The following is a 12758-nucleotide window of genomic DNA, read 5'->3' on the forward strand; positions in this document are numbered from 1 at the left end:
TCAATCTCTGTTTTCGCCATTTCTGGCAACCTCTTGCGAGGTGTCGCTCACTCAAAATACTGACCGTCATCTCATTGCTGAGATAACGTATTTCTTTTTTGTGAACATTTGATAATTTAAGTAATCAGCTGAACTAGTCAGCTGGCACCTTCATCAAACGCCCACACTTATCGACTGTTAATTGTTAAAGAACTTATTCGGTACTGCTTTGCTGTGTTCTGCGAATCGTTTTGTTCGTCAGCAGCAGAGGAACGAGAGTATGCAGTGTTTCGTGATTCTCGTCAACCTCTTTTTTGCTACACCGCAGAATCCTGCGGCTTCGTTGTCAACTCAACTACTTGATTTCGTTGGTGATTTGCGAAGGAGGCGAACTATAGCAAAGCGGCCGGCTCCTTGCAAGCCCTGCGCCTGTGCTATCGTGGCCGCCGCCTCCACTTTATGTAAACGACAACGATGCGTATCCCTGCAGTGGTTTCTACCCGCAACGAAGCACTTGCGGCCGAACTGGACAATGCGATCAACGACAAGACCAAACCCCTCGGCAGCCTGGGCCGCCTGGAACCGCTGGCACGGCAGATTGGCCTGATCCAGGGCACGCTGTCGCCGCGAATCGACCGGCCGGCCGTGCTGGTATTTGCCGCGGACCATGGCATCGTCGCCGAGGGCGTCTCCGCATACCCCCAGGAGGTGACCTGGCAGATGGTCGAGAACTTCCTGGCCGGCGGCGCGGCCATCAACGTGTTCGCCCGCCAGAACGATTGCGCCATACAGGTCGTGGATGCGGGAGTAAATCATGTGTTCGGCCAGCGTAGCGGCCTGCTCGACCGCAAGGTCGGCCCCGGCACCCGTAATTTTGCCGAGCAGGCGGCGATGACGGCCGATGAATGCCGCCTGGCCATGGAGCGCGGCATGGACCTGGTGCGCGACCTGCCGGGGAACGTCGTCGGCTTCGGAGAGATGGGCATCGGAAACACCACCGCCGCTGCCGCGCTCATGCATAAGCTGACGGGCGCGCCGGTGGCCGCCTGCGTCGGCGCCGGCACCGGGCTGCCGCCCGAGGGCATCGCCCGCAAGCAAACCGTCATCGAGGCGGCAGTGGGCAGGCACGTCGGCGTGGACGAGCCGCTTGCCGTGCTGGCTACCTTCGGAGGCTTCGAGATCGCGATGATGGCCGGCGCCATGCTGCAGGCCGCGCACATGCGCAAGCTGTTGCTGGTCGACGGCTTCATCGTCACCAGCGCCTTGCTGGTCGCGGCACGCCTGCAACCCGCCATCCTCGACTACTGCGTCTTCGCCCACTGTTCCGACGAGCAGGGCCACCGCCTGATGCTGGACCACCTCGACGCACGCCCGCTGCTGCAACTCGGCCTGCGCCTGGGCGAGGGCACCGGCAGCGCGCTCGCCCTGCCCCTGCTGCGTGCGGCCGTCAATTTCCTCGGCCAGATGGCGACCTTCTCGTCGGCCCAGGTCGCCACCCGCGCTTCCTGAACATGCAGCAGCTGCGCCTGTTCTTCATCGCCCTGCAGTTTTTCACGCGGCTGCCGATTCCGCGCTGGGTCGGCTTCCAGCCCGAATGGCTGCACCACGCATCGCGCTATTTCCCGCTGGTCGGCTGCGTGGTCGGCGCGGGCGCGGCAGCCGTGTATGCGCTCGCCGCACTGGTCCTGCCCGCGCCGGTGGCGGCAGTGCTGTCGACCGCGGCCTCGATCTATCTCACCGGCGCCTTCCATGAAGACGGCTTCGCCGATACCTGCGACGGTTTCGGCGGCGGCCTGACGCGCGAGCGCGTGCTCGAGATCATGAAGGACTCGCGGGTGGGCGCCTATGGCGCGATCGGCATCGTCTGCATGCTGGGCGCGAAATGCACGGCGCTGGCCATGCTGCCGCCCGCCAGCGCCATCGCCGCCCTGTTGATCGCCCATCCCGTGTCGCGCCTGGCCGCCACCGCCCTCATCTGGCGCATGGACTACGCACGCGACGAAGGCAAGGCGAAGCCGATGGCCCAGCAGATGAGCGGCGCGGAATTTGCCATCGCCGCGCTCACCGCGCTCCTGCCCGGCGTGCTGCTGGCGGCGGCCGGCCAAGTCACGCTGCCGGCCTTGTGCGCGAGTGTGGCCGCCGCCTCCGCATCGGCCTTCTGGCTCGGCCGCACATTCCGGGCGCGGATCGGCGGCTACACGGGAGACTGCCTGGGCGCCGTCCAGCAAGTGGCCGAAGTCGCCGTCTATCTCGTCATCCTGGCCAGCCTTGGCCGGGGCGCACTCGCGTGAGCATGCGCCTGCTGCTGGTGCGCCATCCGCGCCCGGCCATCGATGCGGGGCTGTGCTACGGCAGTACCGACGTCGCGGCCGCGCCGGGCGAGATCCTGCGCGTGTGCGAGGCGCTGCGCACTGGCGGCCTGCCTCCTGCGCTGCCGACCTGGTCCAGTCCCCTGTCGCGTTGCGCCGACCTGGCGCGTGCGATCGCTCCGCCCGACTTGCAGTTCGATACGCGCCTGGCCGAAATGGACTTCGGCGACTGGGAGATGCGGTCCTGGGACGCCATTCCGCGCGGCGAAGTCGACACCTGGGCCGCCGACTTGCTGCACTACCGTCCGGGCGGCGGCGAGTGCGTGCTCCACGTGGCGCGCCGGGTGTCCGCTTTCCTCGGCGATCTGTATGCGACAGGCCACCCCGAGGCACTCGTCATCTGCCACGCCGGCACCATCCGCCTGCTGCGCGCCTTGTGGACCGGACAGCCCCTGGAAGCGGCCGCACTGGAGGCGGCGCGCACGCCGCACCGGATCGCCTACGGCGAAGTGCTCTTGCTGAAAAACTGACAACCCTCGCCTGACGAACGTATAATGGCCCCGTTTTGGTGCTCGCGCCTGTGTTCACAGGCGCAGTTAAACGGGAAACACGAAGCCTCGTAAAAGGCCAGCGTGTGCTGCCCCCGCAACGGTCAGCAAGTGCCGCGTTCACGCGGCGAATCGTCTCCCCAGACCACTGTGCATCCGCATGGGAAGGTCGGACGGTCGTACTTGCCAGCCCGGATACCGGCCAAAAGGTGGAAGCGCGACCGCATCGTTGCGTTTCTGTTCAATCTGGCCTACGGGGACGTGGGCTGGTTGTCCAACCCATAGAACCATCATGACTTTTCACGTTTCACGGCAAGCGGCCGTCTCGTCGCTCGCCCTTGCCATGGCCACGCCTTTTGCGTGCGCCGATTCCACGCCCATCGATACCGTCGTCGTCACCGCCACGCGCATGCCGCAACGCGCGGCGGACGTCATCCCGCAGACCACCGTCATCCATGCCGACGAGATCGCGCGCTCGGGCGCCGGATCGGTCGCCGACCTGCTGCAGCGCCAGGGCGGCATCGAGATCGCCCGTAACGGCAGCGCCGGCGCCAGCACCAGCGTCTTCCTGCGCGGCGCCAACAGCAACCAGGTCGTGGTCCTGCTCGACGGCGTGCGCATCGGCTCGTCGACCAGCGGCGCCGCCAGCTGGAATGCCATTCCGCTCGAGGCCATCGACCGCATCGAAGTCGTCTACGGCCCGCTCAGCACCCTGTACGGCGCCGACGCCATCGGCGGCGTCATCCAGATCTTCACCCGCAAGGGCGAGGCCGGACTGGCCGCCACCGTATCGGCCGGCATCGGCAGCAACGCCACGCGCCAGGCCAGCGCCAGCCTTGCCGGCAGCAGCAGCGGCGAGCACGCGGTCAGTTATGCGTTCGGCGCCGGCCACGAAGCCTCGGACGGCTTTTCGGCGACGAAACCGGGCGCCTTCGGCTACCACCCCGACGACGACGGCTACCGCCGCCGCAGCGCCCATGGCCGCGTGGCCGTGGCGCTCGCACCTGGCCACGAGGCCGGCGTGCAGTTCCTGCACAGCCGCCTGCGCGCCCAGTACGACAGCGGCGCAGGCAGCTACGACACCCATAACCGCCAGGACCTGAACTCGGCATCGGTGTTCATGACCAACACCTTCCTGCCCAACTGGCGCAGCAGCGTGCAGCTGGCGCGCTCCGAGGACAAGCTGGGCAGCTTCACGAGCGCCGCGGCGTCCGGCGCCAGCCAGATCGATACCCGGCAGGATGAGCTGAACTGGCAGAACACGATCACGCTCGGCACCGATACGCTGCAGCTGCTGCTCGGCCACCGCAAGGAAGAAGTGGCGTCCAGCGCCACCCGCGCCCTGGAACGCGAGCGCAGCACCCGTTCGTACGGCGCCGCCTATGCACTGCGGCGCGCACGCCACCTGGTCGATCTCAGCGCGCGCCAGGACCGCTCGGCCTACGGCAACAAGCACACGGGCGCGGCCGGCTACGGCTACGACTTCGGCGGCGGCCTGCGCGCCACCGCCAGCATCGGCACCAGTTTCCGCGCCCCGACCTTCAACGAGCTGTACTACCCAGGCTACGGCGTCGAATCGAACCGGCCCGAGCGCGGCCGCAATGCCGAAGCCGGCCTGCGCTACGACAGCCGCGGGGTCCAGCTCGACGCCACCTGGTTCCGCAACCGCCTGACCGACATGATCGTCTCGGCCAGCCCCTGCCCCGACAACCGCGACGGCCGCACCGGCAGCTGCGCCTACAACGTGGCCTCGGCCACGCTCGAAGGGGTGATGCTGTCGGGCGCGGCCCGCCTCGGCGCGCTGCGACTGCGCGGCAGCCTCGACTGGCAGGACCCGCACGACAACAGGACCAACAAGCGTCTGGCGCGGCGCAGCGACCGTCATGCCAGCTTCGGCGCCGACTACACTGCCGGCGCCTTCGAGGGCGGCGCGGAACTGGTGCTCTCGGACGAGCGTTTCGACGACGCGGCCAACCTGCGCCGGCTCGGCGGCTACGGCCTGCTCAACCTGCATGCAACCTGGCGCATCCATCCAGACCTGTCGCTGCTGGCGCGCGTGAACAACGCAGCGGACAAGGACTACGAGCTGGCCCGTCACTACGGCACGGGCGGGCGCACCTGGTTCGCCGGCCTGCGCTACCGCCTGCGCTGACACGGGCGCCCGTGAGCACGACCGCTCCCCTGCTGCTGCGCCGGCGCGCCACCCTGATCACAGGTTCGCTGCTGCTGCTTGCGCTCGCCTGCATGCTGTACGCCGGCATGACCGGCTCGATCGCGGTGGCACCTGGCGAGGTGCCGGACGCGCTGCGCCAGCTGCTCGGCGGCCGCCCCCAATCGCTGGCCGCCTCGCTGCTGGAACTGCGCGCCGGCCGGGCCACGGTCGCCTTCGTGACCGGCGCCGCCCTGGCGCTGGCCGGCGTGCTGATGCAGGCGCTGCTGCGCAACCCGCTGGCCGACCCCTACGTCCTCGGCATCTCGGCAGGCGCCTCGGTCGGCGCGCTCGGCGCGATGCTGCTGATGGCCTCCATGGCCACCGTCGAGGCGGCGGCCGTGGCGGGCGCGGTCACGGTCTCGATGCTGCTGTACGGCCTGGCGCGGCGCGACCTGCGCGGCGGCACCGGCATGGAGGGCGGCACTTCGACCCTGCTGCTCACCGGCGTCATCATCTCCTCGCTGTGCGTGGCCCTGATCACCCTGATGCTGTCGGTCGCGCCGGAAGGGCGCCTGCGCAGCATGGTGTTCTGGATGATCGGCGACGTGGCCGGCGCCCCGGTGCGGGTGCTGCCCTGGCTGGTGCTGGGCGGCGCACTGCTGTTCGCCCTGCGCAACGCGCGCGGCATGAACCTGATGGCCCTGCATGCGGAAAACGCGGTCACGCTCGGCGTGCGCGTCGGCAGCCTGCGGCGCGGCCTGTTCTTCGTGTCCGGCGTGCTCACGGCCAGCGCCGTCACCAGCGCCGGCTCGATCGGTTTCGTCGGCCTGATCGTGCCGCACGCCTGCCGCTTCGCCTTCGGCCCCGACCACCGGGTCCTGATTCCGGCGGCGATGCTCGGAGGCGGCAGCTTCCTGGTGCTGTGCGACACGCTGGCGCGCACCATCGTCGCGCCCCAGCAGCTGCCGGTGGGCGCCGTCACCGCCATCATCGGCGCCCCCATCTTCCTCTATCAACTGCATCGGCTGCGCCGCCACTAGGTCCACCTAGGCGCCGCCATTCCTGGAGCCCACCATGAACGACATGACACCTGAACAGACCAGCGCCCTCAACGAGCGCCACCGCGTGCGCATGGAGCGCAAGAAGGCAATCATCGACGAGCGCATCGCCGCCGCCGACAAGCAGATCGGCATCATCATCGTCAATACCGGCAACGGCAAAGGCAAGAGCTCGAGCGCCTTCGGCATGACCGCGCGCGCCCTCGGGCATGGGATGCAGGTCGGGATCGTCCAGTTCATCAAGGGCGCAATGGCCACCGGCGAAGAGATGTTCCTGCGCCGCTTTCCGGAGGAAGTGCGCTTCCATGCGATGGGCGAAGGCTATACCTGGGAAACCCAGAACCGCGAACGCGACATGGCCAAGGCGGCCGAGGCCTGGGCGCAGGCAAAGTCCTTCCTCTCCGATCCGGCGATCGGGCTGGTGGTACTGGACGAACTGAACATCGCATTGAAATACCGCTACCTCGACGTGCACGCCGTGATCGAAGACCTGCTCGACCGCCCGCCGATGCAGCACGTCGTCGTCACCGGACGCGGCGCGCCGCCGGAACTGGTGGCGGTGGCCGACACCGTCACCGAGATGAACGTCGTCAAACACGCGTTCGCGGCGGGCATCGCCGCCCAGGCGGGGACCGAATGGTGAGCGGCTCGCTTCCTGGCGCCCGCATCGTACTGGTGGCGGCGGTCGCTTCGGGTCAGGGTAAAACCACCGTCACCGCCGCCATCGCGCGCAAGCTGACCCAGTCCGTGCAGCGCGTGCGCGTCTTCAAGTGCGGCCCCGATTTCATCGATCCGATGCTGCTCGAACGCGCCTGCGGTGCACCGGTCCATACGCTCGACCTGTGGATGGTCGGGCTCGACGAGTGCCGCGCGCGGCTGGCGGAAGCGGCGCGCGCGGCCGACACCGTGCTGGTCGAGGGCGTGATGGGGCTGTACGACGGCACGCCGTCGGCAGCCGACCTGGCCCGTGCGTTCGGCATCCCGGTGCTGGCGGTGATCGATGCCTCGGCGATGGCGCAGACGGCCGGCGCCGTTGCCCTCGGGCTGCGCGACTATGGTCCGGTGGAGCTGGCGGGCGTGCTCGCCAACCGCGTGGCCAGCCCCGGGCATGCGCGGATGGTGGCCGGCTCGCTGCGCGACATCGCGCTACTCGGGTCCCTGCCGCGCCAGCCGCACGCGCTGCCGGAACGCCACCTCGGCCTGGTCGTGCCGGATGAACTGCCCCAGCTCGACGCCCACCTCGACGCCCTGGCCGATACGCTCGAACTGGACGAGGCGGCCTGGCAGGCATTGCCGCTGCTGTCGCCGGAAGCCCAGGGAACACCCGAGCCGCCCCCCGTCGAGCCGCTGCTGGCGGGAAGGACGATCGCGGTCGCGCGCGACGCCGCGTTCTGCTTCCTGTATCCGGCCAACCTCGACACACTGTGCCGGCTGGGCGCCCGGCTGGCGTTCTTCTCGCCGCTGGCCGACGAACCCGTGCCGGCCGCCGCCGACGCCGTCTACCTGCCCGGCGGTTATCCCGAGCTGCATGCCGAAGCCCTGTCGAAGGCGGCCAGCTGGCATGCCTCAATCAATGCCGCGCAAGCGGCCGGCCTGCCGATCCTGGCCGAATGCGGCGGCATGATGGCGCTCGCCGCCGAGCTTACCGACCCAGACGGCCGGCGCTGGCCGATGGCGGGCGTGCTGCCCGGCGTGGTGCGCATGGGCGAGCGCCTGGCCGGCCTCGGATCGCAGGCGCTCGATACGGCGGCCGGCACCTTGCGCGGGCATACCTTTCACTATTCGCGTTTCGAGACGCCGCTGGCGCCGGACCGGCATACCGTGCGCCATCCGGCCGGCACGCCCGGCGAAGCGGTGTACCGCGCGGGTGCGCTGACGGCATCCTACTTCCACGGCTATTTCGCCTCGAACCCGGCGGCTGCGGCCAGCCTGTTCATGCGGGCGGCGCCATGACGACCCTCGTCATTGGCGGCGCTCGCTCCGGGAAAAGCGCATTCGCCGAGCGTTTGGCCCAGGTATCGGGCAAGCAGGTTGTGTATGTCGCGACCGCGCAGGCGGGCGACGGCGAGATGGGTGCGCGCATCCTGCACCACCGCGCGCGCCGGCCCGGCCACTGGCAGACCGTCGAGGAGCCGCTGCTGTTGGCCGACGCGCTGCGCCGCGCCTGCACATCGGAGGCCATCGTGCTGGTGGATTGCCTGACCCTGTGGCTGACCAACCTGATGCTGTGCGGCGACACCCCGCTGCCCGACAGCGGCGAATTGGTGCTGCCCGCCGCGTTCGAGCGCGAGCGCACGGCTTTCCTCGACGTGCTCGAGGCCGGCCTGCCCGGCGAACTGGTACTGGTGTCGAACGAAGTCGGCATGGGCATCGTGCCGCTGGGCGCGTTGTCGCGGCGCTTCGCCGACGAAGCCGGACGCCTGAACCAGGCGGTCGCCGCCCGCGCCGAGCGCGTCGTGCTGGTGGCGGCCGGCCTGCCGCTGGTCCTGAAAGGACCGCCATGCTGACCGGACTGCCGTTCGTCGAATTGGCGCTGTTGCTGGCGGCCGGCGTGGCGCTCGACCTGCTGCTGGGCGAAGCACGGCGTTTTCACCCGCTGGTCGGCTTCGGACGCGTCGCGCAGGCGCTCGAAACCCGGCTCAACCGCGGCCGCTGGCGGCTGCTCCGTGGCGCCTGCGCCTGGACGCTGGCCGTAGTGCCGGCGTCCGCCCTGGCCTGGTGGCTCGGCGCGCAGGCGGGGCTGGTGCTGCATGCCGCCCTGCTCTACTTTGCACTGGGGCTGCGCAGCCTGCGCGACCATACGATTCCGATCCTGCGCGCACTGGAAGGAGGCCAGCTCGACCAGGCGCGCCGGCTGACCGGCCGCATCGTCAGCCGCGATACGGCACAGGCGACGCCCTCCGAACTGGCCAGGGCCGGCGCCGAGTCGCTGCTCGAAAACGGCAACGATGCCGTTTTCGGCACCCTGTTCTGGTTCCTCGTCGCGGGCGGGCCGGGCGCCCTGCTGTTCCGGCTTGCGAACACGCTCGATGCCATGTGGGGCTATCGCAGCGAACGTTTCAATCTGTTCGGCCGGGGGGCGGCCCGCGCCGACGACGTATTGAATTTCGTCCCCGCACGCCTGACGGCACTGAGCTATGTCCTGCTCGCTCCGCGCGGCGGGCATGCCCGCGCGTGGCGCTGCTGGCGCAGCCAGGCCGCGGCCTGGAGCAGCCCGAACGCGGGGCCGGTGATGGCCAGCGGCGCCGGTGCGCTCGGGATCGCGCTCGGCGGCGCCGCACGGTATGCCGGCCAGCTCGAGGCGCGGCCGGCGCTGGGCAGCGGGCCGGCCGCAGCACCACGCGACATCCTGCGGGCCTGGCGCCTGGTGCTGGCCTCGGCCCTGCTGTGGGTGGCGCTGGCCGGCGGGGCGGCGCTCGTCCTGTATGGGGGGCGCCATGCTTGAACACGGCGGCAACCTGCGCGAAGCGGCCCGGCGTTTCGGCCGCGACGACTGGATCGATCTCTCAACCGGTATCAATCCCCTTGGCTATCCGGTACCGGCCGTGCCCGCGGCTGCCTGGCACCGCCTGCCGGAGCCGGACCCGGCGCTGGCGGAGGCGGCCTGTACCTGGTACCGCGCCCCCAACCTGCTACCGGTCGCGGGCACGCAGGCGGCGATCCAGGCCTTGCCGCGCCTGCGCCCGCCCGCGCGCGTGACCGTCGCCACGCCCTCGTACGCCGAACACGCCCATCACTGGGGCCGCCACGGGCATGCGCTGCGCGAGGTGCCGTATGGCCAGCTCGACGCGGCTGTGGAAACGAGCGACGTGGTGGTGCTGTGTAATCCGAACAATCCGACCGGTGCGACCGTGCCGCCGGCGCGCCTGCTTGCCTGGGCCGCCCGCTTGCAGCGGCGCGGCGGCTGGCTGGTGGTCGACGAAGCCTTCGGCGACACCGTACCGGCCCTGAGCGTGGCGCCCCAGTCGGCGCAGCGGGGATTGATCGTGCTGCGCTCGGTCGGCAAGTTCTTCGGTCTGGCCGGGCTGCGCCTGGGCTTTGTCGGCGCGCACCCTGCGCTGCTGGCCGAACTGGCGGACCTGCTCGGTCCCTGGGCCGTGAGCGGCCCGGCGCAGTCGATCGCACTGGCGGCGCTGCGCGACCATGCCTGGCAGGGGGCAACGAGCCGGCGCCTGCAGGCCGAGGGCGAGCGCCTGCGCACCCTGCTGCGCAAGCAGGGCATCGAGGCCAGCGGAACGCCCTTGTTCCACTGGTGGCCCGAGGCGCGTCCCGAAGACTTTCACGAACACATGGCCGCGCGCGGGATCTGGTGCCGGCTGTTCCCGCAGGCCGCGCGCGGCATCCGCCTCGGCCTGCCCGCCAACGAACTCGAGTGGCAGCGCCTCGCGCGCGCGCTCGCAGAATGGAGCACCATATGAAACAGGTACTGAAACGAACGCTGTTGCTTGCAGCCCTGATGCTGCATGCGCACGCGCAGGCCGTCACCGTCAAGGACGATGCGGGCAAGGCAGTCACGCTCGACAAGCCGGCGCTGCGCGTGATTTCGCTGGCGCCGCACGCGACCGAGCTGCTGTTCGCGGCCGGCGGCGGCGGGCGCGTGGTCGGCGCCGTCGACTACAGCGACTACCCGGAGGCGGCCAAGCGCATCCCGCGGATCGGCTCGAACCGCGAAGTCGACATCGAACGCATCATGGCCTTGCGGCCGGACCTGATCGTGGCCTGGATGCACGGCAGCTCGGAACGCCAGATCGAACTGGTTCGCCAGCTGGGCGTGCCGGTCTACCTGAGCGATCCGCAAACCTTGGAAGGCATTCCGGAAAGCCTGTTGCGCCTGGCGCAACTGATGGGCACCGAAACGGCGGCGCGGCCGGTGGCCGCCGGTCTGCGCGGGCAACTGGCAGCATTGCGCAGCCGTTATGCGGGGCGCTCGCCGGTACGCACCTTTTACCAGGTATGGGACAAGCCCTTGTACACCCTCAGCGGCAGGCACATCGTCACCGACGCGCTGCGCCTGTGCGGCGGCGAAAACATTTTCCATGCGCTGCCGGTGACGGCGCCGGTGGTGACGCTGGAAAGCGTGCTGCAGGCCGACCCGGAAGCCATCTTCGGCACCGCCGAAAAGAACTACGGGGGCGTGAACCTGTGGCGCCAGTACCCGACCATGACGGCGGTACGCAACGCGAACCTGTTCACGGTCGACGGCAACCTGCTCAACCGCGCGGGCCCGCGCATGATCGCCGGCGCCGCCGTCATGTGCGAGAAGCTCGAACAGGCACGGCGGCAACGCAAATGAACCCGTTCCCCTTCCAGACCCTGATGGTGCAGGGCACGACCTCGGATGCCGGCAAGAGCACGGTCGTTGCCGCCCTGTGCCGCCTGCTCATGCGCGAGGGCGTGCGCGTGGCGCCCTTCAAGCCGCAGAACATGGCCCTCAACAGCGCGGTGACGCGCGACGGCGGCGAGATCGGACGGGCCCAGGCACTGCAGGCGATCGCCGCCGGCATCGAGCCGCATACCGACATGAATCCGGTGCTGCTGAAACCCTCGAGCGATACCGGCGCCCAGGTGATCATCCACGGACGCGCGCGTGCGCACATGAACGCGCGCGACTATCACCAGTACAAGACGGTGGCGATGGCGGCGGTGCTGGAGTCGCATGCGCGCCTGCGCGAACAATATGACTGCATCGTGGTCGAAGGTGCAGGCAGCCCGGCCGAGATCAACCTGCGCGAACGCGACATTGCGAACATGGGTTTTGCCGAAGCAGTCGACTGCCCGGTGTTGCTGGTGGCCGACATCGACCGTGGCGGCGTGTTCGCCCATATCGTCGGCACCCTGGCCTGCCTGTCGCCGAGCGAGCGGGCACGCATCGTTGGTTTTGTCATCAACCGCTTTCGCGGCGATATCGCCCTGCTCGAACCGGGCCTGGACTGGCTCGAGCGCGAGACCGGCAAGCCGGTGCTGGCTGTGCTGCCCTACCTGCACGGCTTGTACCTGGACGCCGAAGACGCGGTGCAGCCGATGCAGGCGGGCCGCGGCGCTTTCAAGATCGTCGTACCGAGCTTGCCGCGCATGAGCAACCACACCGACTTCGATGCGCTGCGCGTGCATCCTGACGTCGACCTGCGCTTCGTGCGCGAAGGCGAAGCAATTCCGGCCGCCGACCTCATCATCCTTCCGGGCAGCAAAAACACGCGCGGCGACCTTGCCTGGCTGCTGGCGCAGGGCTGGCCAGATGCAATTGCGCGGCATCTGCGCTACGGTGGGAAGCTGATCGGCATTTGCGGGGGTTTCCAGATGCTGGGCAGGCAAGTGCGCGATCCGCAGGGGATCGAAGGGGCTTCCGGCACCTCGCCGGGCCTTGGACTGCTCGACCTGGACACCGAGATGGCGGCCGAGAAGCGTTTGCAACTGGTCGCCGGTGTCTGCGCGTTCGATGCGGCGGCGCGCGTGGAAGGCTACGAGATCCACATGGGTGTGTCGACCGGGAGCGCATTGGGCACGCCGGCCTTCCTTATCGCGGGCCGGCCGGAAGGCGCACTGTCCGCGGACGGCCAGATCCTGGGCAGCTACCTGCACGGACTGTTTGAATCGCCACGAGTTTCCTAGACACTCGCGAGCCGCTGGAAGTACTGCTTTTCATATTCGACCGGCGACAAGTCATTGCTGGAGCTGTGCCGGCGCTTCGGATTGTAAAACATCTCGATGTAAT

13 protein-coding genes and 1 riboswitch are annotated in these 12758 nt (G+C 69.0%); of the genes, 12 read left to right on the forward strand and 1 reads right to left on the reverse strand.

Translation table 11 applies throughout. The annotated features are described in order from the left end of the window. Positions 1-453 precede the first annotated feature (453 nt). From cobT to ACWCIA_RS22730, 12 genes are all read left to right on the forward strand, one after another. On the forward strand, positions 454-1488 hold the full coding sequence (gene cobT / locus ACWCIA_RS22675; RefSeq protein ID WP_454166749.1) for a nicotinate-nucleotide--dimethylbenzimidazole phosphoribosyltransferase: 1035 nt from the start codon (positions 454-456) through the stop codon (positions 1486-1488). Between the two features lie 2 nt (positions 1489-1490). Then, positions 1491-2270, forward strand: a complete 780-nt coding sequence (locus tag ACWCIA_RS22680) for an adenosylcobinamide-GDP ribazoletransferase (protein ID WP_454166750.1) — start codon at positions 1491-1493, stop codon at positions 2268-2270. A gap of 2 nt (positions 2271-2272) precedes the next feature. After that, entirely contained in the window at positions 2273-2818 is a 546-nt protein-coding gene (locus ACWCIA_RS22685) for a histidine phosphatase family protein (RefSeq protein ID WP_454166760.1), read from the forward strand. Positions 2819-2837: 19 nt separating this feature from the next. Beyond that, positions 2838-3057: riboswitch (cobalamin riboswitch) on the forward strand. 71 nt (positions 3058-3128) lie between these two features. Next, entirely contained in the window at positions 3129-4988 is a 1860-nt protein-coding gene (locus tag ACWCIA_RS22690) for a TonB-dependent receptor domain-containing protein (RefSeq protein ID WP_454166751.1), read from the forward strand. 11 nt (positions 4989-4999) lie between these two features. Further along, complete coding sequence (locus ACWCIA_RS22695) at positions 5000-6028, forward strand: FecCD family ABC transporter permease (protein ID WP_454166752.1); 1029 nt, start codon at positions 5000-5002, stop codon at positions 6026-6028. Positions 6029-6062: 34 nt separating this feature from the next. Further along, a complete protein-coding gene (gene cobO / locus ACWCIA_RS22700) occupies positions 6063-6689 on the forward strand; it encodes a cob(I)yrinic acid a,c-diamide adenosyltransferase (RefSeq protein ID WP_454166753.1) in 627 nt (208 codons plus the stop codon). Then, positions 6683-7999 (forward strand): cobyrinate a,c-diamide synthase, encoded by a 1317-nt coding sequence (locus tag ACWCIA_RS22705; protein ID WP_454166754.1) that lies wholly within the window; start codon positions 6683-6685, stop codon positions 7997-7999. Before cobO ends, ACWCIA_RS22705 begins: the two co-directional genes overlap by 7 nt. Beyond that, the gene (cobU, locus tag ACWCIA_RS22710) at positions 7996-8553 is read left to right on the forward strand and encodes a bifunctional adenosylcobinamide kinase/adenosylcobinamide-phosphate guanylyltransferase (RefSeq protein WP_454166755.1); all 558 of its coding nucleotides are present in this window, start codon (positions 7996-7998) and stop codon (positions 8551-8553) included. Before ACWCIA_RS22705 ends, cobU begins: the two co-directional genes overlap by 4 nt. After that, on the forward strand, positions 8547-9491 hold the full coding sequence (locus tag ACWCIA_RS22715; RefSeq protein ID WP_454166756.1) for a CobD/CbiB family cobalamin biosynthesis protein: 945 nt from the start codon (positions 8547-8549) through the stop codon (positions 9489-9491). Before cobU ends, ACWCIA_RS22715 begins: the two co-directional genes overlap by 7 nt. Continuing rightward, positions 9484-10464, forward strand: coding sequence for a threonine-phosphate decarboxylase CobD (gene cobD / locus ACWCIA_RS22720; protein WP_454166757.1), 981 nt, complete (start codon positions 9484-9486; stop codon positions 10462-10464). Before ACWCIA_RS22715 ends, cobD begins: the two co-directional genes overlap by 8 nt. Beyond that, complete coding sequence (locus ACWCIA_RS22725; RefSeq protein ID WP_454166758.1) at positions 10461-11339, forward strand: cobalamin-binding protein; 879 nt, start codon at positions 10461-10463, stop codon at positions 11337-11339. Before cobD ends, ACWCIA_RS22725 begins: the two co-directional genes overlap by 4 nt. Then, on the forward strand, positions 11336-12655 hold the full coding sequence (locus tag ACWCIA_RS22730; RefSeq protein ID WP_454166759.1) for a cobyric acid synthase: 1320 nt from the start codon (positions 11336-11338) through the stop codon (positions 12653-12655). The genes ACWCIA_RS22725 and ACWCIA_RS22730 overlap by 4 nt, the downstream gene beginning before the upstream one ends. Here the strand turns inward: ACWCIA_RS22730 and ACWCIA_RS22735 are convergent. Then, on the reverse strand, positions 12652-12758 hold a 107-nt coding region (locus ACWCIA_RS22735), incomplete at its 5' end, for an IS3 family transposase (protein WP_454166761.1). The genes ACWCIA_RS22730 and ACWCIA_RS22735 overlap by 4 nt on opposite strands.

Source organism: Massilia sp. SYSU DXS3249, assembly GCF_053668055.1.